The 21,788-nt window shown below is 72.3% G+C and carries 21 protein-coding genes; 9 read left to right on the plus strand and 12 right to left on the minus strand.

Annotated features, from left to right (window positions below; all coding sequences use genetic code 11):
- The first annotated feature begins 6 nt into the window (after positions 1-6).
- Together QM788_RS16615 and QM788_RS16620 are read left to right on the plus strand one after the other, a co-directional pair.
- Positions 7-2,160, plus strand: coding sequence for a putative Ig domain-containing protein (locus QM788_RS16615; protein ID WP_415662565.1), 2,154 nt, complete (start codon positions 7-9; stop codon positions 2,158-2,160).
- Between the two features lie 378 nt (positions 2,161-2,538).
- Positions 2,539-3,018 (plus strand): hypothetical protein, encoded by a 480-nt coding sequence (locus tag QM788_RS16620; RefSeq protein ID WP_415662566.1) that lies wholly within the window; start codon positions 2,539-2,541, stop codon positions 3,016-3,018.
- 200 nt (positions 3,019-3,218) lie between these two features.
- On the opposite strand, the gene QM788_RS16625 is transcribed toward QM788_RS16620, so the two are convergent.
- Positions 3,219-5,615: a DNA internalization-related competence protein ComEC/Rec2 gene (locus tag QM788_RS16625; RefSeq protein ID WP_415662567.1), complete on the minus strand. Its 2,397-nt coding sequence runs from the start codon at positions 5,613-5,615 to the stop codon at positions 3,219-3,221.
- Positions 5,616-5,696: 81 nt separating this feature from the next.
- On the opposite strand from QM788_RS16625, the gene QM788_RS16630 reads away from it, so the two are divergent.
- Both QM788_RS16630 and QM788_RS16635 read left to right on the plus strand, forming a co-directional pair.
- Positions 5,697-6,161 (plus strand): RidA family protein, encoded by a 465-nt coding sequence (locus QM788_RS16630; protein WP_415662568.1) that lies wholly within the window; start codon positions 5,697-5,699, stop codon positions 6,159-6,161.
- Positions 6,161-6,652 carry a disulfide bond formation protein B gene (locus tag QM788_RS16635; RefSeq protein WP_415662569.1) on the plus strand — a complete coding sequence of 164 codons (492 nt, stop codon included), beginning with the start codon at positions 6,161-6,163 and terminating at the stop codon, positions 6,650-6,652. The genes QM788_RS16630 and QM788_RS16635 overlap by 1 nt, the downstream gene beginning before the upstream one ends.
- A 7-nt stretch (positions 6,653-6,659) precedes the next feature.
- Here the strand turns inward: QM788_RS16635 and QM788_RS16640 are convergent, their stop codons facing one another.
- From QM788_RS16640 to QM788_RS16650, 3 genes are read right to left on the minus strand one after another with little or no spacing between them, the layout of a single operon-like run.
- A complete protein-coding gene (locus tag QM788_RS16640) occupies positions 6,660-8,450 on the minus strand; it encodes a gamma-glutamyltransferase family protein (RefSeq protein ID WP_415662570.1) in 1,791 nt (596 codons plus the stop codon).
- Positions 8,451-8,452: 2 nt separating this feature from the next.
- Positions 8,453-9,091, minus strand: a complete 639-nt coding sequence (locus QM788_RS16645; protein WP_415662571.1) for a 3-oxoacid CoA-transferase subunit B — start codon at positions 9,089-9,091, stop codon at positions 8,453-8,455.
- A 1-nt stretch (position 9,092) separates the two neighbouring features.
- Entirely contained in the window at positions 9,093-9,800 is a 708-nt protein-coding gene (locus QM788_RS16650) for a CoA transferase subunit A (RefSeq protein WP_415662572.1), read from the minus strand.
- A 99-nt stretch (positions 9,801-9,899) separates the two neighbouring features.
- Here QM788_RS16650 and QM788_RS16655 point away from each other — a divergent pair, with 99 nt between their 5' ends.
- A complete protein-coding gene (locus QM788_RS16655; protein ID WP_415662573.1) occupies positions 9,900-10,445 on the plus strand; it encodes a LuxR C-terminal-related transcriptional regulator in 546 nt (181 codons plus the stop codon).
- Positions 10,446-10,452: 7 nt separating this feature from the next.
- On the opposite strand, the gene QM788_RS16660 is transcribed toward QM788_RS16655, so the two are convergent.
- The 8 genes from QM788_RS16660 to QM788_RS16695 form a co-directional block, all read right to left on the minus strand.
- Positions 10,453-11,295: a 2OG-Fe(II) oxygenase gene (locus tag QM788_RS16660; RefSeq protein WP_415662574.1), complete on the minus strand. Its 843-nt coding sequence runs from the start codon at positions 11,293-11,295 to the stop codon at positions 10,453-10,455.
- Positions 11,292-12,071 carry a peroxide stress protein YaaA gene (gene yaaA, locus QM788_RS16665; RefSeq protein ID WP_415662575.1) on the minus strand — a complete coding sequence of 260 codons (780 nt, stop codon included), beginning with the start codon at positions 12,069-12,071 and terminating at the stop codon, positions 11,292-11,294. The genes QM788_RS16660 and yaaA overlap by 4 nt, the downstream gene beginning before the upstream one ends.
- A 22-nt stretch (positions 12,072-12,093) precedes the next feature.
- Entirely contained in the window at positions 12,094-12,516 is a 423-nt protein-coding gene (locus QM788_RS16670; RefSeq protein WP_415663000.1) for a DUF6691 family protein, read from the minus strand.
- A gap of 14 nt (positions 12,517-12,530) precedes the next feature.
- A complete protein-coding gene (locus QM788_RS16675) occupies positions 12,531-12,962 on the minus strand; it encodes a YeeE/YedE family protein (RefSeq protein ID WP_415662576.1) in 432 nt (143 codons plus the stop codon).
- On the minus strand, positions 12,959-13,285 hold the full coding sequence (locus QM788_RS16680) for an ArsR/SmtB family transcription factor (protein WP_415662577.1): 327 nt from the start codon (positions 13,283-13,285) through the stop codon (positions 12,959-12,961). The genes QM788_RS16675 and QM788_RS16680 overlap by 4 nt, the downstream gene beginning before the upstream one ends.
- 109 nt (positions 13,286-13,394) lie before the next feature.
- On the minus strand, positions 13,395-14,741 hold the full coding sequence (locus QM788_RS16685; RefSeq protein ID WP_415662578.1) for a TolC family outer membrane protein: 1,347 nt from the start codon (positions 14,739-14,741) through the stop codon (positions 13,395-13,397).
- Positions 14,742-14,890: 149 nt separating this feature from the next.
- Positions 14,891-15,544 (minus strand): protein-L-isoaspartate O-methyltransferase family protein, encoded by a 654-nt coding sequence (locus QM788_RS16690; protein ID WP_415662579.1) that lies wholly within the window; start codon positions 15,542-15,544, stop codon positions 14,891-14,893.
- A gap of 75 nt (positions 15,545-15,619) precedes the next feature.
- Positions 15,620-16,255, minus strand: coding sequence for a TetR/AcrR family transcriptional regulator (locus QM788_RS16695; RefSeq protein WP_415662580.1), 636 nt, complete (start codon positions 16,253-16,255; stop codon positions 15,620-15,622).
- Between the two features lie 129 nt (positions 16,256-16,384).
- Between QM788_RS16695 and QM788_RS16700 the strand changes: the two genes are divergently transcribed.
- Genes QM788_RS16700 through mnmH form a run of 4 tightly spaced genes read left to right on the plus strand, consistent with a single transcriptional unit; the run spans position 16,385 to position 21,748 of the window.
- Positions 16,385-17,242 (plus strand): undecaprenyl-diphosphate phosphatase, encoded by an 858-nt coding sequence (locus QM788_RS16700; RefSeq protein WP_415662581.1) that lies wholly within the window; start codon positions 16,385-16,387, stop codon positions 17,240-17,242.
- Positions 17,243-17,272: 30 nt separating this feature from the next.
- Positions 17,273-18,094, plus strand: coding sequence for a type I methionyl aminopeptidase (gene map, locus QM788_RS16705; protein ID WP_415662582.1), 822 nt, complete (start codon positions 17,273-17,275; stop codon positions 18,092-18,094).
- Between the two features lies 1 nt (position 18,095).
- On the plus strand, positions 18,096-20,693 hold the full coding sequence (locus QM788_RS16710; RefSeq protein WP_415662583.1) for a [protein-PII] uridylyltransferase: 2,598 nt from the start codon (positions 18,096-18,098) through the stop codon (positions 20,691-20,693).
- Positions 20,690-21,748: a tRNA 2-selenouridine(34) synthase MnmH gene (gene mnmH, locus QM788_RS16715; RefSeq protein WP_415662584.1), complete on the plus strand. Its 1,059-nt coding sequence runs from the start codon at positions 20,690-20,692 to the stop codon at positions 21,746-21,748. Before QM788_RS16710 ends, mnmH begins: the two co-directional genes overlap by 4 nt.
- The last annotated feature ends 40 nt before the right edge of the window (positions 21,749-21,788 follow it).

The raw sequence follows: 21,788 nt of genomic DNA on the forward strand, positions 1-21,788 counted from the left end.
GATCCGATGCCATCGCTTGCGCCGACAGTCTCCGGCTCGGTGGAAAGTTACTCGGTAACGCCCGCGCTGCCCGACGGTGTCGCCATCGATTCGGCCACCGGCGTCATTGCCGGAACGCCAGGTGAAGATGTCAACCACGGCGCCTACGTCATCACAGCGAGGAATGCCGGCGGATCGGCAGCCTTCACGTTGACGCTCAACATCGCTGCGAAAGAAGCGACGGAACATGCCTCGGAGGGTACGCTGGCCTTCGATGCGGCCATCAATCCGAAGCGGTTCGTATCGGTCGGCGCGTCAGTGACCATTCGGGCGACCGGTGCCTCGCTTTCGACGACATCGGGCGCCGTGCGGATCTTTCGCAACGGCCAGCAGCTTGAGGCCGCAGTCGATGTCACCAGCGATGCCATCCGGGCTGGCAGCATTCTCGCCGAGGGCCGAAACGACATCGTGGTACTGGCCACCGACACTACCGGGCACAGCCTCAGCTTGGCCGCAACCCTGTGGGCTGGCTCGCAGACCTTGGCAGTAAACGTTCGAACCGAAGCCGGTACGGCGCCCGGTAGCACCACCGTGGTCGCGAAGCTGTCCGACGACGACACCGTGGGATTCGAGGAAACCACATCCACTGGGCGGGTGCTGCTGCATGACGTTCCGAACCGGACGATTCTCTTAAGCGCCAACGCGACGGCGAATCGGTTCGCGACACTCACGACGGTGGGTGGGGCGGGCACAGTCACTCTTCAGCTGGCCGGCTTCAAGAGCCCCAGCGACGTCGCCAACAACGATTTCAGCCAGGGGTTTGCGGGATGGGAAGTGGGTACCGCCGGCAGTGCGAGCCTTGTCCCGCACACGGAGACCATCGAGCCCGGAACCGTCAGCGCAGCTACGGCAAGTGCTTCCGCCAGCCTCCATCGTGCGGCCAGGGCACTGAGCGCGGCACAAACTTCCCTTGCAGCGGCGCCGAAAGCACACCCGTTGGCGGCGGCGGCAGCCGCGACCGGCGACATGGACCTGCAACTGAGCACGGTGGGGGAAGGGCCACGGTCCGTATCACGAACCTTTAATGTCGCGCCGGGTACATCGCGGGTGATGGTTCGGTATCGCTTCATCACTAGCGAGGTGCCCGGTGGCTACTTCGGCTCGGGATACAACGATTCGTATGCCGTCTCAATCCGCAGCCTGCAAGGCGGTGGCTCTGTCAGCGATTCCCATAGCATGAACGGCCTTGGCCTCGCGGCATTCGACGCAGGCGGCTCCACGGCGTGGAAGACCTTATCGCTGCCCGTGTCCAGTGCCGGCGACACGGTCCAATTCGACTTGACGGTGACCAACGTCGGCGATGACCTGTACGACTCCTCGCTGGTCGTCGATGCGGTGGCCGAAGAATCGTTGAGCGTGGCTGTTAGCGCGCCGGAGGTTTGCCCGAACGAGACGGTCACATATACCGCGTCCGGCGGGTCTGCGAGCGAGGCCGCATGGGCGGGTGGCGGCGCCCCCGCAAGCGGCTCGGGAACCACGTTCGCCACGCGCTACGTTGCGGCTGGTGACTACACAGGCACTGCGACGGCCGGTGGCAAAACTGCGACCGCTCCCGTTCGTGTCAAGGAAGCGAGTGGTGCGGCATGGGTGGCGCGCTTCCCGACTAGCACGAATACTGCAGACCTTGCCTCGGCCTTCCAGGTGAATGTGGACAGCTTCATCGCGGCACTTCGAGCAGCGGGTGCTACGGTCTCCATCTCGGCCACCTACCGACCAGCCGAGCGTGCCTACCTGATGCACTACTCGTACAGGATCGCCAAGCAAGGCCTCGACCCCGCAAGCGTGCCGCGGATGGTGGGGGTCGAGATCTGCTGGGTCCACCGCAGCGCGCAAGGCGCCGTCGACAACACTGCAGCGCGCTTCGCCGCACAGCAAATGGTGAATGCGTACGGGATTGCCTACGCGCCTGCACTCCAATCGCGGCACACGGAACGCTTGGCCATCGACATGAGCATTTCGTGGACCGGCAACCTGACGATCCTAGGTGCACATGGCGAGGGCGTGAGCATCACGTCCGAACCGCGCACAGGCGGCAACACTACCCTTCATCAAGTTGGAGCCGGATATTCCGTAATCAAGCTGGTGTCCGACCCGCCTCATTGGTCCGACGACGGGCATTGAGACACAGCGGCCGAGGCATATGGTGGTCAAATGCGACAACCGATTCGAAGCGTAGTCTCGGGAATACTACTGGCGGCCTTAGGGGCATGTTTGCGGGCGCCAGCGGACGAAATGTATGTCGGTAGCGGCGCAATCGCTGCGGTTCGCCGGTTAGCCGCTGCTTCGTCACCCGAGGTCAGTGTTCCGGAACCGCTGCCCGCTGCATCGAGTGCCTCTAGAGCACTTGATACACACGGGGCCGCACTCGCCGCACTGCAGCAAGCCCCGTCCGCAGAGGCTGTGTGCGCCGTGGTTGCTGCTGCGGACCGCGCTCAAGCCCTCATTGGCGAGTCACTGACTGCGGACTTCTATAGCGCAATGAAACAAGGCGGAGACGCCTTGGACGAGTTGAGCCGCGCAGCGGCAGACATCAGCGCGCGCCACCCGGGCGTAGGTGTTGTGCTGGGGGCCGAGACCGTCTACCACTTTCTCGACTATCAGGCGCTGGCCGAACGGGTGAGCCTGCCCAATTCGCGAACCCTCCTGACGGCCATGGCGCGGCTTTGGCCGCGCCCGGCAGGCCGGCCGCGCTACTTTGAGCCGATCTCCGATGTCGCGGGGTGCGTGCGGCCGGACACGCTCGCCAGGGATCTCGCCGACCTGGCCCAGCAACAAGCGCAAGCTCCGGGCTGCCTGCAGGAGCATCTCAGGCAAAAGGTAAGCGATGCAGTGGAAGAACTTGCATCGAGCACGTGCTTCTGCGACACGAAGAATTCAGCTCGCTCGGCAATGAAACAGGTCGTCACACGGGCGGAACAGTTGGGGGTCAAGCGGGCGGCACCCCCATTCCAGTCAGCGACTCGGTTCAACTGCCAATGAGGGGCCGGGGCCCGAGCGGGCAGAACCTGCCGGTCGCTCGGCAGGCGAATTGACACCAGCGTGCACAAAGCTGCCATCTGGACATCTCCGTTGGCCAGGATGGTTCGCCTGCAGTGCAACCAGGACATAGCCCCAGCCTGTCGCTTGACCAAGCCACCTGCATTCGTGGCAGCACACGCGCCCCCCCCTCCACCACAGTCTCACTCCTCCCCCGGCCACGCCGGGCCGCTGAGCGCCGCGTCCGGCACGGCGGGCGCCACGCGGTCGGTCCAGTAGCGTCGCGACAGGTCGCGCCAGCAGCTCGACGCGCCTTCCGCGCTGGCCCAGCGCCAGGCCCCGCATGACGGGCTGGCCACCACCGCGATGCCGGCCGCCTGGTAGCGCGCCAGCACCGGCGGCGCCGGGTGGCCGAAGCGGCTGCGGTAGCCGGCCTGCACCACCGCCACCACGGGCCGCACCGCCGCCAGCAGTTCGGCGCTGGAGGACGTCTTGCTGCCATGGTGCGGCACCAGCAGCACGTCGGCGCGCAGGCCGGGCTCGCGCTGCGCCAGGCGGCGTTCCTGGTCGGCCTGCAGGTCGCCCGCCAGCAGCGCGCGCCGGCCGGACGCGGCGGCGATGCGCAGCACGCAGGACAGGTCGTTGGGCTTGAGCCCCGCGCCGTAGTGCGCCGGCGTGGGGTGCAGCAGGTCGAAGCGCACGCCGTCCCAGGTCCAGCCCTGGCCGGCCTCGCAGCGCACGGCGGCGGGGCCGGCGCGCAGCAGCGCGTGGCCGGGCTCCAGCGAGCTGCGCAGCTCGGCCACCGGCAGGCCCTGCATCAGCGTGGCGGCGCCGCCCACGTGGTCGCCGTCGCGGTGGCTGAGCACCAGCATGTCCAGCCGCCGCACGCCCAGCGCGCGCAGCAGCGGCAGCAGCACGCGCTCGCCGGCGTCCGCGCCCGGCGCGTAGACCGGGCCGGCGTCGAACAGCAGCGCATGGCCGGTGGTGCGCACCAGCACCGCGTTGCCCTGGCCGACGTCGGGCGCCAGCAGCTCGAACTCGCCCGCGGGCGGCCGCGGCACGGCCGGCCACAGCAGCGGCACGGCCATCAGCAGCCCCGCCAGCCGCAGCCGCCACGGCAGCCGCATGACGAGCAGCGCCGCGCCCAGCAGCGCCAGCCCCTGCACCCAGCCGGGCGCGGCCGGCGGCCACCACACCGCGCCGGGCCAGGCGGCGAGCAGCTTCAGCGCCGACACCAGCGCCTGCACGCCCCACGCGGCCAGCGTCCACAGCGGCGCCCACAGCGCGCCCAGCAGCGCCAGCGGCGTGGCGACGAAGCTGATCAGCGGGATCGTCAGCAGGTTGGCCAGCAGCCCCACGGCGGAGAGCTGCGCGAAGCAGATCAGGCTCAGCGGCGCCAGCCCCACCGTGGCGACGGCCTGCGTGCGCAGCGCCGCCTTCAGCCGCGCGCGCCAGCCGGGGGCCGCCGCGTCGCCGGCCGTCATCAACAGCCCCACGGCGCCGAACGACAGCCAGAAGCCGGGCTGCGTCAGCGCCCAGGGATCGGCCGCCGTGACGGCCACGCCGGCCGCCAGCAGCACCAGCGGCCACGGCCAGCGCAGGCCCAGCGAGCGCAGCACGGCCACCGCGGCCAGCATGACGACGGTGCGCTGCGCCGGCACGCCCCAGCCCGAGAACAGCGCATAGCCCAGCGCCGCCGCCACGCCGGCCCAGCGCGCGGCGGCGGGCGCCGGCAGGCGCAAGCACAGCCGGCCGCTGCGCCGCCACAGCGGCGCCACCAGCGCGGCGGCCAGCCACGCGAACATCGTCACGTGCAGCCCGCTGACGCTGAAGGCGTGGGCCACGCCGGTGTCGCGCAGCAGCGCCCAGTCGGCGTGCGAGATGGCGGCCTGGTCGCCCAGGCTCAGCGCCGCGATGACGCCGGCCGCGCCGGGGTCGGCCACCTGCGCCTGGATGCGCGCGCGCAGCCGCTGCCGGGCGGCGTCCAGCCCCCACCAGGGCGCGGCCTGCAGGCGCTCGGCGCCGCGCACCACGCCGCTGGCGCGCAGGCCCTGCTCGAACAGCCACAGCTCGGCGTCGAACCCGCCCGGGTTGGCCAGCCCGTGCGCGCGCTTGAGCCGAGCCGTGAAGCGCCAGCGCTCGCCGGCCGTGACGGGCGGGCCGTCGTAGGCGAGCAGCATCAGCCGCGCGGGCACCTCGGGCGGCAGCGCGGCGCCCGTGGCGCCCACGGACTCGACGGCGAAGCCGAAGCGCCAGCCCGGCACGCCGCCCTGGCCGGTGACGGCCACGGGCAGCGAATCGACGCGGCCGGCCAGCACCAGGTCGCGCCCCTCCCAGGCCGGGTGCAGCTCGGTGGCCAGCCGCCATTCGGCGCGCACCGCCCCCTGCAGGAAGGCGGCCAGCGCCACGCCGCCGGCCAGCAGCGCCCAGTGCCGGTGCCGCAGCCGCCACAGCCCCGCAATGGCCACCAAAGCGAGCGCCAGCACGGCGTACTCCGGCGCCGCCGGCAGCCGCTCGCAGCGGTGCAGCAGCGCCAGGCCGGCCAGCCAGGCCAGGCCCGCCGCCGCCAGCTCGCGCATCCCCCAAGGCTGCCGTGCCACGGTCCCTCCCTGCGCCGCCGTGCTGCGGACGCGGGGTGTAGCATGCCGCCGTTTTTTTCACGCGCCACCGCGCTTCCCCTCATGAGCTCCACCGCCATCCAAGCCAAGCTGGCCGAACTCGGCATCACGCTGCCGCCGCTGGCCGCCCCCGCCGCGGCCTACCTGCCGTACACGCGCACGGGCCATCTGCTGTTCCTGTCCGGCCACCTCGCCAAGAAGGACGGCAAGCCCTGGGTGGGCCAGCTCGGCCGCGACGTGGACACCGCCACCGGCCAGCAGGCCGCGCGCGCGGTCGCCATCGACCTGCTGGGCACGCTGCAGGCGGCCACGGGCGACCTGTCCCGCGTGCGCATCGTCAAGGTGATGAGCCTGGTGAACAGCACGCCGGACTTCACCGAGCAGCACCTGGTCACCAACGGCTGCTCCGAGCTGCTGGCCGCCGTGCTGGGCGACGCGGGCAAGCATGCGCGCAGCGCGTTCGGCGTCGCGCAGATCCCGATGGGCGCCTGCGTCGAGATCGAGCTGATCGCCGAGATCGCCGGCTGATGTTCATCTCCCCTTCCCCGTGGCCGGCGCGGGCGCTGGCGGCCATGGCCGTGGCCAGCGTCGCTGCGGTGGGCGTGGCGCTGGTCGCGCAGCACCAGTTCGGCGTCAAGCCCTGCCCGTGGTGCGTGCTGCAGCGGGCCCTCTACCTGGCCATCGGCACGTTCTCGCTGCTGGGCTGGCTGGCCCGGGGCCGGCGCTCGCTGCGCCAGGGCGCACTGGTCGTCGTGCTGATGCTGTGCGCCGCGGGCCTGACGGCGGCGGTGTTCCAGCACGAGGTGGCGTCGCAGAGTGCCAGCTGCGCGATGGGCCTGGCCGACCGGATCGTCACCGCGCTCGGCCTGGAAGAGCTCTGGCCGCCGGTGTTCATGATCACCGCCAACTGCGCCGAGGCGGCCGCCTACCGGCTGCTGGGCCTGCCCTACGAGGTGTGGAGCGGCGTGCTGTTCGTGCTGCTGGGCGCGACGGGCCTGGCGGTGCTGAACAAGCGCTGACCGCCCTTCACTCCCCGCTCACCACGCCTTCGCGGCGCGGGTCCGCGCCGCCCGTCCAGCCGGCCGGGCCGCGCAGCAGCACCTGCAGGCCGCTGGTCAGGTCGGCCTCGCCGACCCGGTGGCCGCGGCCGCGCAGCGCGGCCAGCTGCGGCTCGCCCAGCGCGCCGCGCTCGACGATCAGCGTGCCGGTGTTGAAGTGGCCGAAGTTGGGCAGGTCCACCGCCTGCTGCGCGCCCAGGCCCCAGGCCAGCGCGCCGGTGAGCACCTTGGCGACGTAATGGATGATCACCGGCCCGCCCGGCGATCCCGCCACCATGACGAGCCGGCCCGCGCGGTCGAACACCAGCGTCGGCGCCATGCTGGAGCGCGGCCGCTTGCCCGGCTCCACGCGGTTGGCCACCGGCCGGCCGTCGGCGCCCACCGGGTCCAGCGAGAAGTCGGTGAGCTGGTTGTTCAGCATGAAGCCGCCGGCCAAGCCGGTGCCGCCGTCGCTCATCACGCGGTTGCCGAAGGCGGACTCGACGCTGGTCGTCATCGCCACCGCGTGGCCGCGCGCGTCGACGATGCTGACGTGGCTGGTGCCGTGCTCCGGCTGCTCGGCCTGCGGCGCCAGCGCGCGCGGCAGCGCGCCGGGGTCGCCCGCGGCGGCCGGCGCCATCGCGCGCTCGCCGATCGACGCGGCGCGCGCCGCCAGGTAGGCCGGCGCGAGCAGCTGCAGCCAGTCGCCGCCGGGCGCGGCGACGAAGGCGGGGTCGGCGATGAACTGCGCGCGGTCCGCGAACGCCAGCTTGGCGGCCTCGGCGTAGGCGTGCAGCCAGTCCGCCGTCAGGCCGGTGGCTGCGCGGGCGCGCGGCTGGGCGTCGAGCAGGCCGAGGATCTGCATCACCGTCAGGTGCCCCGACGTGGGCGGCCCGACGCCGCAGACGCGGTAGCCGCGCCAGTCGTTGCACAGCGGCGGGCGCCGCACCGGCCGGTAGGCGGCCAGGTCGGCCGTGCTCAGCAGGCCCGGGCGGGCGTGGCCCTGCACGCGGCGCACGATGTCCGCCGCCACCGGGCCGGCGTAGAAGCCGGCCGCCGCGCCGCGCCGGGCGATGCCGCGCAGCACGGCGGCGTAGGCCGGGTTCTTCAGCACCGTGCCGGCGGGCCTGGCCTGGCCGTCCGCGCCGAAGAAATACGGCCCGGCCTGCGGGTCGCCGCGCAGCGCCGGCTCGCCCGCGGCCAGCTCGGCCAGCCGCGGGCTGACGGCGAAGCCCCGCTCGGCCAGCCGGATGGCCGGCTCGAACAGCCGCGCCCAGGCCAGCCGCCCGTGCGCGCGGTGGCCCTCGGCCAGCATGGCGAGCACGCCCGGCGCGCCCACCGACAGGCCGCTCAGCACCGCGTCGCGCATCGCCAGCGGCCGGCCGTCGGGCCGCAGGAACAGGCCCGGCGTGGCCGCGGCGGGCGCGGTCTCGCGGCCGTCCCAGGCGCTGACCTGGCGGCCGTCCCAGTGCAGCAGGAAGGCGCCGCCGGCGATGCCGCTGGACTGCGGCTCCACCAGGCCCAGCACCGCCTGCACGGCCACGGCGGCGTCGAACGCGGAGCCGCCGGCCCGCAGCATCGCCACGCCGGCCTCGGCCGCCAGCGGGTTGGCCGCCGTGACGGCGAAGCGCCGGGCCGGCGCGGCGAGGCCGGCAGCGGGCCGCGAGGCGCGGGTGGTGGCGGCCTCGGGCTGCTCCAGCGGCTGCGCCCGGGCCGGCGGCGCCAGGGCCGCGGCCAGCAGCAGCGCGGCCGGCAGGCGGCGCACCGGAAAGGCGCTCAAGCTCAGAGCAGCGGCACGCCCGTCTTGCCCTGCGCGAACTCGCGCGTCACGCCGTCGGCCAGCTCGACGAGCTTGAGGCCCTCGGGCACCACGTCGAACACCCCGAGGTCCGTGATGATGCGGTCCACCACGCCGACGCCGGTCAGCGGCAGCGTGCAGGCGGGAAGGATCTTCAGGTCTTCGCTGCCGTCCTTCTTGCGCGCGACATGCTCCATCAGCACGATGACGCGCTTCACGCCGGCCACCAGGTCCATCGCGCCGCCCATGCCCTTGACCATCTTGCCCGGGATCATCCAGTTGGCCAGGTCGCCCCGGCCGCTGACCTGCATGGCGCCGAGGATGCTGAGGTTGATCTTGCCGGCGCGGATCATCGCGAAGCTGTCGTGGCTGCCGAAGATGCTGCTGCCGGGCAGCGTCGTCACGGTCTGCTTGCCGGCGTTGATGAGGTCGGCGTCCACCTCGTCCTCGGTCGGGAACGGGCCGATGCCCAGCATGCCGTTCTCGCTCTGCAGCCAGACCTCCTTGTCCGGCGGCACATGGTTGGCGACCAGCGTCGGGATGCCGATGCCGAGGTTCACGTAGAAGCCGTCCTCCAGCTCCTGCGCCGCGCGCGCGGCCATCTGGTCTTGCGTCCAGGCCATGTCAGTTCTCCTTCTTGGGCGACAGCGTGAGCTTCTCGATGCGCTTCTCGGGCTGCGCGTTCACGACGATGCGATGGACGTAGATGCCCGGCAGGTGCACGTCGTCCGGGTCGATGCTGCCGGTCTCGACGACCTGCTCCACCTCGACGACGGTGAGCTTGCCGGCCATCGCGGCGGCCGGGTTGAAGTTGCGCGCCGTGCGGCGGAACACCAGGTTGCCGCTCTTGTCGGCCTTCCAGGCCTTGACCAGCGCCACGTCGGGCACCAGCGCCCGCTCCAGGATGTAGGCCTCGCCGTCGAACTCGCGCACCTCCTTGCCCTCGGCGATCATCGTGCCCACGCCGGTGCGCACGAAGAAGGCCGGGATGCCGGCGCCGCCGGCGCGCAGCTTCTCGGCCAGCGTGCCCTGCGGCGTGAACTCCAGCTCCAGCTCGCCGGCCAGGTACTGGCGCTCGAACTCCTTGTTCTCGCCGACGTAGCTGGAGATCATCTTCCTGATCTGCCGCGTCTCCAGCAGCTGGCCCAGGCCGAAGCCGTCGACGCCCGCGTTGTTGGAGATCACCGTCAGGCCCTTGACGCCGCTGTCGCGCAGCGCCGCGATCAGCGCCTCCGGGATGCCGCACAGGCCGAAGCCGCCGACGGCGAGCAACTGCCCGTCCGCCACCACGCCGCGCAACGCCTCGTCGGCGCTCGGGTACACCTTGTTCATGCCACCGTCTCCTGGCGATTCAGACACGGGCGCAAGGGTACTATCGCGCGCCCTCGGCCGTCGTTACGCAAGATCACGTAAAGCCCACTCCCTACGCGCATGGACCCGGACTACCGCAACGCCTTCCAGCTCGCGCCCATCGGCCTGGTGCTGTCGGCGCAGCGCCAGATCGTGGACTGCAACGAGCGCGTGCTGCAGATGTTCTCGGCCACGCGCGGGCAGCTCGTCGGCCACAGCTTCGCCGTGCTCTACCCCAGCGCCGCGGAGTTCGAGCGCACCGGCGCGCGCATCGTCGCCAGCCTGGACGCGCAGGGCCGCTACGCGGACGACCGCGTGATGCGCCGCGTCGGCGGCGGCGAGCTGTTCTGGTGCCACGTCAGCGGCCGCGCGCTGGACCCGGCCGACCCGCATGCGCGCGGCATCTGGAGCTTCGAGGACCTGTCCGCCCGCCGCCAGATCTCGGCCGACCTGACGCCGCGCGAGCGCGAGATCGCGGCGCTGCTGGTCGAGGGCCAGACCAGCAAGGGCATCGGCCGCCGCCTGGGCGTGAGCCCGCGCACGGTGGACGTCTACCGCGGCCGGCTGATGAAGAAATACCGCGCCGGCAGCACGCCCGAGCTGATCAACCGGCTGCTGTCCGCCTGAGCGCGTTTCAGTTGAACACGCCCTGGCGCAGCCACTTGGTCGCCACCCACTTCTCGCCCTCGACGACGGGCGAGCCGCCGTGCAGCGTCTGCGTGGCCGGGTGCGGCCGGTCGTAGCTGAAGAACACGGCGTTGCCCTTGACCGGCGCCACGTCCAGGCCGATGTCCGGGAAGATCGTGGAGCCGCCCGCCGCGGGCGTGTTCAGGTAGATGACCAGCGTGCCGACACGCTGGCCGCCGCGCCGCAGGATGTTGGCCGTGCTGGCGTGCGCGGGGTCGAAGTAGTCGTAGTGCGGCTGGTACTCCGCGCCCGGGCTGTAGCGCAGCACCTGCAGGCCCTCGCCGTGGTCCAGCGGCCAGCGCAGCAGCGCGGCGATGCGCCCCTCGACGCGCTGGATCAGCGCCGTCTCGCCGCGCTCGAAGAACATGCCGTCGCTGGTGCGCGCGGCGTTCACCTCGCTGCCGTCGCCGCCGGTGGCCACCGTTTCCGAGCGGGACAGCCGCTGCGTGGCCAGCGCGATGATGCCGTCGCACTCCTCGCCGGAGAGCAGGTCGGCGAACACCACCACGCGCGGCTGGCGCAGCGCCATGACGACCTTGACCGGCCGGTCGCCCGCGTCCAGCACCGGCGCGAAGCGGCTCAGGTCGGGCTCGGGCAGGCCGGGCGTCGCGCCGGCCGGCGCCGTCAGCGTGGCCGACTGGCCCAGCGTGCGGGCCAGCGCCTGGCGGGCGATGGCCTCGTCCCAGCCGCTGCCCAGCATGGCGGCCAGGATGTTCTGCGACGGGTGGCCGGCGCGCGACTGCTCGGCGATCCAGTCGCACAGTTCGGGGGTGATGGCTTGTTGGCTCATGGCTTGCGGCGGAAGACGAGGCGCTCGGGGGACGAGGCCTCGGGGGCCAGACGATAGCCGTCCAGGTCGAAGGCCCGCAGCCCCTCGGGCGTTTCCAGGCGCTGCTGGATGGCGAAGCGCGCCATCAGCCCGCGGGCGCGCTTGGCGAAGAAACTGATGACCTTGTAGCCGCCGTTCTTCCAGTCCTCGAACTGGCAGTCGACGACGCGCGGCTTCAGCGCCGGGCGGTCCACCGCGCGGAAATACTCCTGCGACGCCAGGTTGACGATGACCGGCGCCCGCTCGCCCCGGGCCAGCCCGTTCAGGTGCAGCGCGAGGCGGTCGCCCCAGTGGTCGTACAGGCTGGCGCCGGCCGGGGTCCGCAGCCGCGTGCCCATCTCCAGCCGGTAGGGCTGCATGCGGTCCAGCGGCCGCAGCAGGCCGTACAGGCCCGACAGCATGCGCACATGCGCCTGCGCCCACACGAGCTCGTCGGCGGACAGCGTCTTCGCGTCCAGGCCGTCGTAGACGTCGCCGTCGAAGGCCAGCACCGCGGGCTTGCTGTTGCGGTCGGTGAAGCGCGGGCGCCAGGCCTGGTAGCGCTCCACATTGAGCCGGGCCAGCGGCTCGGACAGGTCCATCAGCGCGCGCACCTCGGCGACGCTCTGGGTGCGCAGCAGCGCGATCAGCGCGGCCGTGTCGGCCAGGAACTGCGGGCGGGTCAGCCGCGGCGCCAGCGGCGGCGGCGTGGGGGTGTCGTAGTCGAGGGACTTGGCGGGCGAGAGCAGGAACAGCATGGGCGCGGATTCTGGCCCAGGCTCAAGGGCCTGCCGCGCGCCGCTCCAGGGCCGCGTGCAGCGCCATGCCGGCCAGCATCGCGGCGACGAAGGCCGCCGCCTTGGCGCTGCCCATGCCCAGCACGACGACGGCCGGCCCCGGGCACAGCCCGGCCAGCCCCCAGCCGATGCCGAACAGCAGGCTGCCGCCGACGAGGCGGCGGTCGATGGCCGTCTGCGCCGGCCACTGCAGCGGCAGGCCGGCCAGCGAGCGGCGCCAGCGCCGCGCGCCGAGGAAGGCCGGCAGGCCCACGGCGAGCGCGCCGCCGATCACGAAGGCGAGCGACGGGTCCCAGGCGCCGGCCAGGTCGAGGAAGCCCAGCACCTTGGCCGGCACCACCATGCCCGAGACGATCAGGCCCAGGCCGAAGACCAGGCCGGACAGCGCGGCGACCAGCACGGCCACGACGGCGCCGCCCCTCACGCGGCCCCCAGCAGGTGGCGCGCGACGAACACCGTCGCGAAGCCGGCCGCCATGAAGGCGGCGGTGGCCACGGCAGAGCGCGGCGACAGCCGCGACAGGCCGCAGACGCCATGCCCGCTGGTGCAGCCGGCGCCGTAACGCGTGCCGACGCCCACCAGCAGGCCGGCGGCGACCAGCGTGCCCCAGCCCGCGTCCACGGCCGGCTGCGGCGCGCGGCCCAGCCACGCGAACAGCCAGGGCGACGCCAGCAGCCCGCCGACGAAGGCCAGCCGCCAGGCGCGGTCGCCCGGGCGCAGCAGCCCGCCGAGGATGCCGCTGATGCCGGCGATGCGCCCGGCCAGCAGCATCAGCAGCGCCGCCGCGAGGCCGATCAGCAGGCCGCCGGCCAGCGCCGGCCAGGGCGTGAAAGCGGTCCAGTCCAGGGTCATGCGTCGTCCTCCTTGGGGCAGTACAGGGTGTAGAGCGTGCGCAGCAGCGCCAGCAGCCGCGGGTCGGCCACGCGGTAGATGACGCGCTTGCCGTCGCGCCGCGTGTCCACCAGGCCTTCGCGGCGCAGCACGCCGAGCTGCTGCGACAGCGTCGGCTGGCGGATGTCCAGCGCCGCCTCCAGCTCGCCGACGCTGATCTCGCCCTGCGACATCTGGCACAGCAGCAGCAGCCGCTCCGTGTTGCCCAGCGCCTTCAGCGCGGCCACCGCCTCGCCCGCGGCGGCGCGCAGCGCGAGCGGGTCGAGGGCGGCGGGCCGGGGCATCGCGACACTATATCGAAAAATATAATGAAGCGGGCTGCATGGCGGCAGCGTGGCGCAGAAATGCGAAGCCCCGCCGAGGCGGGGCTTGCAGGCCGGCGGGGCGCGGGCCTCAGCGCGTCAGCAGCGCGTTGACGGCCGTCACGTCCTCGGGGCGCAGCTGGCCCGAGGCCTGGCGCAGCCTGAGGCTGTTCACCACCACGTCGTAGCGCGCCTTGGCCAGGTCGCGCTGCGTGCCGTAGAGCTGGGTCTGCGCGTTCAGCACGTCCAGGTTGACGCGCACGCCGACCTTGTAGCCGAGCTGCGTGGCCTCCAGCGCCAGCTTGGAGGACGCCTCGGCCGCCTCGTAGGCGCTGACCTGCGCCTTCAGCGACTGCACGCCGAAGAACGCGCGGCGGGTGGCCTCGGCGACGCTGCGGCGGGCGAAGTCCAGGTCGTTGCGGGCCTTGTCCTCCAGCACCAGGGTTTCCTTGATGCGGTTCTGCGTCAGCCCGCCGGTGTAGAGCGGGTAGGTCAGCGTCAGGCCGACGCTGGCGGTCTTGCCGGTGCCGACGCCGGAGGACTGGGCCGCCAGGCCGCTGAGGTTGTTGTGCAGGTTCTGGGCGCCGACGCTGCCGCTCAGGTCCAGCGTCGGCTGGTTGCCGGCGCGGGCGATCTGGGTGTCCAGCTGCGCCACCTCCAGGCCCAGCCGGGCCTTGCGCACGGCGGGGTGCTGGTCGTCGCCGGTGGCGACCCAGGTGTCGACGTCGTTGCTCGGCAGCGCCGGCAGCGCCACCGGCTGGGCCAGCGCCTTGGGCTCCACGCCGGCGCGGCCGACGAACTGGTCCAGCGTCACGCGCTTGACGCGCAACTCGTTGTCGGCCGCCAGTTCCTGCGCGACCGCCAGGTCGTAGCGGGCCTGGGCCTCGCGGGTGTCGGTGATGGTGGCGGTGCCGACCTCGAAGTTGCGCTTGGCCGAGGCCAGTTGCTCGGCGATGGCGGCCTTGTTGGCCTGCGAGGTGGTCAGCGCGTCCCGGGCGGCCAGCACGTCGAAATAGGCCGTGGCCAGGCGGACGATCAGGTCCTGCTCGGCGATGTCCAGGTCGGCCTGCGCCGCCTCCAGGCCGCGGCGGGCCTTGTCGATGGTGGGCTGGTTGGCCGCGTTGTAGACGGCGTAGCGGCCCTGCAGGCCGGCCGACAGCGTGCGGCTGTTGACGGCCTGGCCGCCCGGCGGGTCGGTGCGCCCCTGGGTGCCCGAGGCCGACAGGCCGAACGTGGGGCGCTGCAGCGCCTCGGCCTGGGCCGCGCGGGCGGCGGCGGCGTCGGCGCTGGCCTTGGTGGCCAGGTAGGTGGCGTCATAGCCCCGCGCCGCGTCGTAGAGCTCTTGCAGGCTCTGGGCCTGGGCCGCACCGGCCATCAGGAGGCCGGCGGCGAGGGCCAGCGGTTGCAGGATCAGGCGCTGGGCGAGGACGAGGGGCATGGGATTCCTTGGGCGATGCGGTGGATCAGGCGGCGGCCGGGTTTATAGACGCAAAGCCCGCCGGCGACCGCAGCCATGCGACGACCTGCGCGCCGGGCGGCGGCAGGCGGTGTTTCGGGGCGACGGGCTGCGTCCGGCATGCGCGCCGTTCAGAAGCTGAAGGCGGGCGCCTCGGCGAAGCCCGGCAGGCGCCCGGCCACGGTGTCGAACAGCTCGCGGGTGGCGAAGTCGCTGGCGCCGGTGCGCGTGACGAGCACGGCGCGCATGACCGGCTCGGCGCCGACGATGGCCGCCAGCCGGCCGCCGACCTTGAGCTGGTCCAGCAGCGCTTGCGGCACGGCGGCCACCGAGCCGGACAGCAGGATGGCGTCGAACGGCTGCTCGGCGGCCACGCCGGCCGCGCCGTCCTGGTTCAGCACGCTGGCGTTCGCCACGCCCGCGCGCCGGAGGTTGGCGGCGGCCTGCGCGGCCAGGCCGGCATCGGCCTCCACCGCGACGACGCGCTGCGCCTGGTGGGCCAGCAGCGCGGCGAGGTGGCCCGTGGCCGCGCCGATCTCCAGCACCTTCTCGTGGCGCTGCAGCTTCAGCTCCTGCAGCAGCCGGGCCTCGACCTTGGGCGCCAGCATGCGGCGCGTGGCCGTCAGCGGCAGCTCGGTGTCGACGAAGGCCTGGGCCTTGAGCGCCTCGGGCACGAAGTCCTCGCGGTGCACCACATGCAGCAGTTCCAGCACGCCGGGGTCGAGCACGTCCCAGGGGCGGATCTGCTGCTCGATCATGTTGAAGCGGGCTTGTTCGACGTTCATCTGGTTCTCCGAGGGGCGCCGCGGGTCGGCGGGCTGAAAAGCAAAATTCTAGGGGCGGCGGCCTTCGGTCCGGCCTCAGCCCGGCTGCGCCAGCAGGCCGTGCAGCAGCAGCGACAGCTGCGCCTCCAGCAGTTCCACGGCGCCCAGGTCGTGGCGGCACAGGCGGTGCTCGCCGAAGGCATGCTCGTGCAGCATCATGTGCAGCAGCGGCGCGATCAGCAGGTGGACGGTGGCCTCCACCGGCACGGCCCGGAACTCGCCGGCCTGGATGCCGCGCTCGATCAGCGCGCCCAGCAGGTCCTGCGACGGCTGGATGACCTCCTCCACGTAGAACCGGGCCAGTTCGGGGAAGTGGCGCGCCTCGACCATCAGCAGCGTGCAGACGATGCCGGCGCTGCTCTGGCCGACCCGGGCCCACCAGGCGCGCATCATCGCCACCAGCAGTCCGGCGATGGAACCCCGGTGCTGCGCGGCCTGCGCGGCCGACTCGGCGATGTGCACCGAGAGGTTCTCCCGCACCATCGCCTTGAACAGCTCTTCCTTGCTGGGGTAGTAGCGGTACAGCGTGCCCTTGGACACGCCGGCGCGGGCGGCCACCTCCTCGCTGCGCGTCGCGGCGAAGCCCTTCTCGACGAACAGCGCCAGCGCGGCGTCCAGCAATTCCTGCGGGCGGGCGTCCTTGCGGCGTTGGCGGGGGGTGGCGGTGGCCAAGGCGGGGAAGTTATTGACCGAAGGGTCAGTAATGTAGCCACGGGGCGGGCCGCCGGCAAGATCGCACGCCGCGCTGGCTACACTGCGCGGCTTTTTCGCCGCATTCGTTTGCCTTCCGGAGAGTTGTACGTGGACGTCATCCTGCTGATCAAAGCCGCCGTCATGGGCATCGTGGAGGGCCTGACCGAATTCCTGCCGATCTCCTCCACCGGCCACCTGATCCTGGCCGGCTCGCTGCTGGACTTCGTGGGCGAGAAGGCCAAGGTCTTCGAGATCGCGGTGCAGACGGGCGCGATGTTCGCCGTGGTCTGGGAGTACCGCCAGCGCCTGGCCCACACCGTCACCGGCATTGGCCACGATCCGCAGGCCCGCCGCTTCGCGCTGAACGTGCTGATCGCCTTCATCCCCGCCGTGGTGCTGGGGCTGGCCTTCGGCAAGCTCATCAAGGCCCACCTGTTCCACCCGGTGCCGGTGGCGATGGCCTTCATCGTCGGCGGCCTGGTCATCCTGTGGGTGGAGGCCCGCCACAAGCGCCTGTACGGCGAGATGGACCTGGCCGGCGGCCGCAAGGCGCGCGTGGAGACGGTGGACGACATGGGCCCGCTGGACGCGCTCAAGGTCGGCCTGCTGCAGTGCCTGGCGATGATCCCGGGCACCAGCCGCTCGGGCGCCACCATCATCGGCGGCCTGGTGCTGGGGCTGTCGCGCAAGGCGGCCACCGAGTTCAGCTTCTACCTGGGCATCCCGACGCTGATGGGCGCGGGCGCCTACTCGGTGCTCAAGCAGCGCGACGCGCTGGCCTGGGCCGACCTGCCGATGTTCGCCGTGGGCCTGGTGTTCGCGTTCGCCAGCGCGCTGCTGTGCATCCGCTGGCTGATCCGCTACGTCTCCAGCCACGACTTCAAGGTGTTCGCCTGGTACCGCATCGCCTTCGGCCTGGTGGTGCTGGCCACGGCCTACATGGGCATGGACATCTGGAAAGACTGAGCCCGGGCCCGCGCGGATAATCGCGTCCCTATGGCCATCACGATCAAGACCGGTAGCGACATCGACGGCATGCGCGTCGCCGGGCGCCTGGCGTCCGAAGTCCTGGACATGCTCACCGCCCACGTCAAGCCGGGCGTCACGACCAACGAGCTGGACCGGCTCGCGCACGACCACATCGTCCACGTGCAGCAGGCCGTGCCGGCGCCGCTGAACTACTGCCCGCCGGGCTACATCCCCTACCCCAAGTCGATCTGCACCTCGGTCAACCAGGTGGTGTGCCACGGCATCCCGAACGACAAGCCGCTGAAGAACGGCGACATCGTCAACATCGACGTCACCGTCATCAAGGACGGCTGGCACGGCGACACCAGCCGCATGTTCATCGTCGGCGAGGGCTCGATCGCGGCGAAGCGGCTGTGCGCCTTCACCTACGAGGCGATGTGGAAGGGCATCCAGAAGGTCAAGCCCGGCGCGCGGCTGGGCGACATCGGCCACGCGATCCAGACCTTCGCCGAGAACGCCGGCTTTTCCATCGTGCGCGAGTTCTGCGGGCACGGCATCGGCCGCGTCTTCCACGAGGAGCCGCAGGTGCTGCACTATGGCCGCCCCGGCACGCTGGACGAACTGGTGCCCGGCATGATGTTCACCATCGAGCCGATGATCAACGCCGGCCGCCGCGAGATCAGGGAAATGGGCGACGGCTGGACCATCGCCACCAAGGACCGCTCGCTGTCCGCGCAGTGGGAGCACACCCTGCTCGTCACCGACACCGGCTACGAGATCATGACGCTGTCGGCCGGCAGCCCGCCGCCGCCGGCCTTCGTCACGCAGGCCGCCACCGCCGCCGCCTGACGTGGCCACGCTCGCCGACCTCCGCCAGCAGTTCAAGGCGGGCAAGCAGGCGCTGATCGACGGCTTCATGGCCGGCCGGCCCACGCAGGCCGCCGCGCAGGCGCTGCTGCGCCGGCTGGCGCGGCATGTGGACGCGACGCTGCGCACGCTCTGGGCCGAGGCCGCCCGCTCCGGCATGCCCGCGGGTGCCTGCCTGGCCGCCGTCGGCGGCTACGGCCGCGGCGAGCTGTACCCGCATTCCGACGTGGACGTGCTGGTGCTGCTGCCCGACGGCGTGGAGGCGCACGTGCCCGGCCCCGCCAAGGCCGCCATCGAGGGCTTCATCACGGCCTGCTGGGACGTGGGGCTGGAGATCGGCTCGTCGGTGCGCACGCTGGGCGAATGCCTGTCGGAGTCGCAGGGCGACGTGACCGTGCAGACCGCGCTGCTCGAAGCCCGCGCGCTGGCCGGCGACGCCAAGCTGTTCCGGCAGATGGCGCGGCGCTTCATGCAGGCCATGGACCCCCGGGCCTTCTTCCGCGCCAAGACGCTGGAGGCCCTGCAGCGCCACACCAAGTTCGACGACACGCCCTACGCGCTGGAGCCCAACTGCAAGGAAAGCCCCGGCGGCCTGCGCGACCTGCAGATGCTGATGTGGATCGCCCGCGCGGCCGGCCTCGGCAAGACCTGGAAGTCCCTGGCGCAGCGCGGCCTCATCACGCCGTTCGAGAGCCGGCAGCTGCAGCGCAACGAGGGCCAGCTGCGCCTGATCCGCGCGCGGCTGCACGCCGTGGCCGGCCGGCGCGAGGACCGCCTGGTGTTCGACCTGCAGACCGCCGTGGCGCAGAGCTTCGGCTTCGCGCCGACGGACTCGCTGCGCGCCTCCGAGCGGCTGATGCGGCGCTACTACTGGGCCGCCAAGGCCGTCTCGCAGCTGCACCAGATCCTGCTGCTGAACCTGGAGGAGCAGATCAACGGCTCCCAGCAGGGCGGCCTGCGCCCGCTGGAGGGCGAGACCGACTTCCTGGACCGCGGCCGCATGCTGGAGGTCGCCAGCGACGACCTCTACCAGCGCGACCCGCACGCCATCCTGCGCACCTTCCTCGTCTACCAGCGCACGCGCGGCATCAAGGGCCTGTCCGCGCGCACGCTGCGCGCGCTGTACAACGCCCGCGGCCTGATGGACGCCGCCTGGCGCCGCGACCCGGTCAACCGCGCCACCTTCCTGGCCATGCTGCGCGCCCCCGAGGGCCAGACGCACAGCTTCCGGCTGATGAACCAGACCTCCGTGCTGGGCCGCTACCTGTGGGTATTCCGCGCCATCGTCGGCCAGATGCAGCACGACCTGTTCCACGTCTACACCGTGGACCAGCACATCCTGATGGTGCTGCGCAACGTGCGCCGCTACTTCGTGCCCGAGCACGTCCACGAATATCCCTTCTGCTCGCAGCTCGCGTCGCAGTTCGACGCGCCGGAGCTGCTCTACATCGCCGCCCTCTTCCACGACGTGGCAAAGGGCCGCGGCGGCGACCACTCCGAGCTGGGCGCCGTCGAGGTGCGCCGCTTCTGCCGCCAGCACGGGCTGAACGCCGAGGACACCGCCATGTGCGTGTTCCTCGTCGAACAGCACCTGACCATGTCCCGCGTCGCGCAGAAGGAAGACCTGTCCGACCCGCAGGTCATCGCCCGCTTCGCGGCCAAGGTCGGCACCGCGCGCCGGCTCACCGCGCTGTACCTGCTGACCGTGGCCGACATCCGCGGCACCGGCCCCAAGGTCTGGAACGCCTGGAAGGGCAAGCTGCTGGAAGACCTCTACCGCATCACGCTGCGGGCGCTGGGCGGCGCGCCGATCAACCTCGACGCCGAGATCGAGGCCCGCAAACAGGAAGCCCGGCAGGACCTGGCGCTGCACGCCCAGCTCCCCGGCACCGAGGAGCCGCTGTGGAGCCGCCTGGCCGTCAGCTACTTCGCCCGCCACGACGGGCCCGAGCTGGCCTGGCACGCGCGCTCGCTGTGGCGGCACGTGGACACGCAGCTGCCCGTCGTGCGCGCCCGCCCCTCGCCCATCGGCGAAGGCCTGCAGGTGCTGGTCTACGCGCCCGACCAGCCCGACCTGTTCGCCCGCATCTGCGGCTACTTCGACGGCGCCGGCTTCAGCATCCTCGACGCCAAGGTCCACACCACGCGCAACGGCTACGCGCTGGACACCTTCCAGGTCATCCGCCCCGAGGCCGACGTGCACCACCGCGACCTCGTGCCGCTGGTGGAGCACAAGCTCGGCGCCGCGCTGCAGGCCGGCGGCCCGCTGCCCGAGCCCCGGCGCGGCCGGCTGTCGCGCCGCGTCAAGAGCTTCCCGTACACGCCGCGCATCTCGCTGCGGCCCGACGAGCGCGCCACCGCCTGGCTGCTCACCATCTCCACCAGCGACCGCGCCGGCCTGCTCTACGCCATCGCCCGCGTGCTGGCCCGCCACGGCATCAACCTGCAGCTCGCCAAGGTCTCCACGCTCGGCGAGCGCGTGGAAGACACCTTCCTGCTCGACGGCCCGGCGCTGCAGCAGAACAAGGCGCAGCTGCAGATCGAGAACGAGCTGCTGGACGCCGTGTCCCTCCCCGCATGAACTACACCCTCGGCATCGCGGACGCGCTGGCGACGCTGGACCGCTTCGACGCCGTCCTCGACGTCCGCTCCCCCGCCGAGTTCGCCGAAGACCACCTCCCCGGCGCCGAGAACTGGCCCGTGCTGGACGACGACGAACGCCGCGTCGTCGGCACCCTGTACGCGCAGGACCCGCTCGGAGCCCGCCGCCTCGGCGCCGCCCTGGTCGCGCGCAACGTCGCCCGGCTGCTGGACGAGCGCACCGGCGGCAAGCCCAAGACCTGGCGCCCGCTCGTCTACTGCTGGCGCGGCGGGCAGCGCTCGCTGTCGCTGCACTGGTTCCTTGGCCAGATCGGCTTCCGCTCCCGCCAACTCACCGGTGGCTACAAGGCCTACCGCGCCCAGGTGCGCGCCGACCTCGACGCCTGGCCGGCGCACTTGCGCTGGCAGGTGCTGTGCGGCCGCACCGGCAGCGGCAAGACCCGGCTGCTGCAGGCCCTGGCCGCCGAGGGCGCGCAGGTGCTGGACCTCGAAGCCCTGGCCGCCCACCGCGGCTCGGTGCTCGGCGCCCGGCCCGGCGCCCCGCAGCCCAGCCAGAAGCGCTTCGACAGCGCACTGTGGGCCGCGCTGCGCGGGCTGGACGCGGCCCGGCCCGTCTACGTCGAAAGCGAAAGCCGCAAGATCGGCCGCATCACCCTGCCCGCCGCGCTGCTGGCCGCGATGCAGCAGCCCGCCAGCGCCTGCGTCTGGCTCACCCTGCCCGACGCGGCCCGTGTCGCGCTGCTGCTGCAGGACTACGCCCACTTCCGCGCCGACCCCGACGGCTTCTGCCGCGCGCTGGACGGCCTCGTCGAGCTGCGCGGCCATGCGCGCGTCGCCGGCTGGCAGGCCCGCGCCCGCGCCGGCGACTGGGCGGGCGTGTTCGCCGAACTGATGCGCGACCACTACGACCCCGGCTACGAACGCTCGCTGCGCGGCCACTTCCCCGCGCTCGCCCGGGCCCGCGAAGTCGCACTGGCCGACGCCTCCCCCGCCCGCCTGGCCGACGCCGCTCGCGCATTGATCGCCGCCGGCTGAACCCGGCCGGAACGGTCCGCAGCCCGGCTATACTGCCGGC

This window comes from Roseateles sp. (assembly GCF_047654785.1).
In the GTDB taxonomy this organism is placed as follows: domain Bacteria; phylum Pseudomonadota; class Gammaproteobacteria; order Burkholderiales; family Burkholderiaceae_C; genus Pelomonas.

Coding starts and splice junctions, on each gene's coding strand:
- QM788_RS16615 (WP_415662565.1), top strand. CDS start 7: ATGCCATCGCTTGCGCCGACAGTCTCCGGCTCGGTGGAAAGTTACTCG.
- QM788_RS16630 (WP_415662568.1), top strand. CDS start 5,697: ATGAGCTCCACCGCCATCCAAGCCAAGCTGGCCGAACTCGGCATCACG.
- QM788_RS16635 (WP_415662569.1), top strand. CDS start 6,161: ATGTTCATCTCCCCTTCCCCGTGGCCGGCGCGGGCGCTGGCGGCCATG.
- QM788_RS16645 (WP_415662571.1), bottom strand. CDS start 9,091: ATGGCCTGGACGCAAGACCAGATGGCCGCGCGCGCGGCGCAGGAGCTG.
- QM788_RS16650 (WP_415662572.1), bottom strand. CDS start 9,800: ATGAACAAGGTGTACCCGAGCGCCGACGAGGCGTTGCGCGGCGTGGTG.
- QM788_RS16655 (WP_415662573.1), top strand. CDS start 9,900: ATGGACCCGGACTACCGCAACGCCTTCCAGCTCGCGCCCATCGGCCTG.
- QM788_RS16660 (WP_415662574.1), bottom strand. CDS start 11,295: ATGAGCCAACAAGCCATCACCCCCGAACTGTGCGACTGGATCGCCGAG.
- yaaA (WP_415662575.1), bottom strand. CDS start 12,071: ATGCTGTTCCTGCTCTCGCCCGCCAAGTCCCTCGACTACGACACCCCC.
- QM788_RS16675 (WP_415662576.1), bottom strand. CDS start 12,962: ATGACCCTGGACTGGACCGCTTTCACGCCCTGGCCGGCGCTGGCCGGC.
- QM788_RS16680 (WP_415662577.1), bottom strand. CDS start 13,285: ATGCCCCGGCCCGCCGCCCTCGACCCGCTCGCGCTGCGCGCCGCCGCG.
- QM788_RS16685 (WP_415662578.1), bottom strand. CDS start 14,741: ATGCCCCTCGTCCTCGCCCAGCGCCTGATCCTGCAACCGCTGGCCCTC.
- QM788_RS16690 (WP_415662579.1), bottom strand. CDS start 15,544: ATGAACGTCGAACAAGCCCGCTTCAACATGATCGAGCAGCAGATCCGC.
- map (WP_415662582.1), top strand. CDS start 17,273: ATGGCCATCACGATCAAGACCGGTAGCGACATCGACGGCATGCGCGTC.
- mnmH (WP_415662584.1), top strand. CDS start 20,690: ATGAACTACACCCTCGGCATCGCGGACGCGCTGGCGACGCTGGACCGC.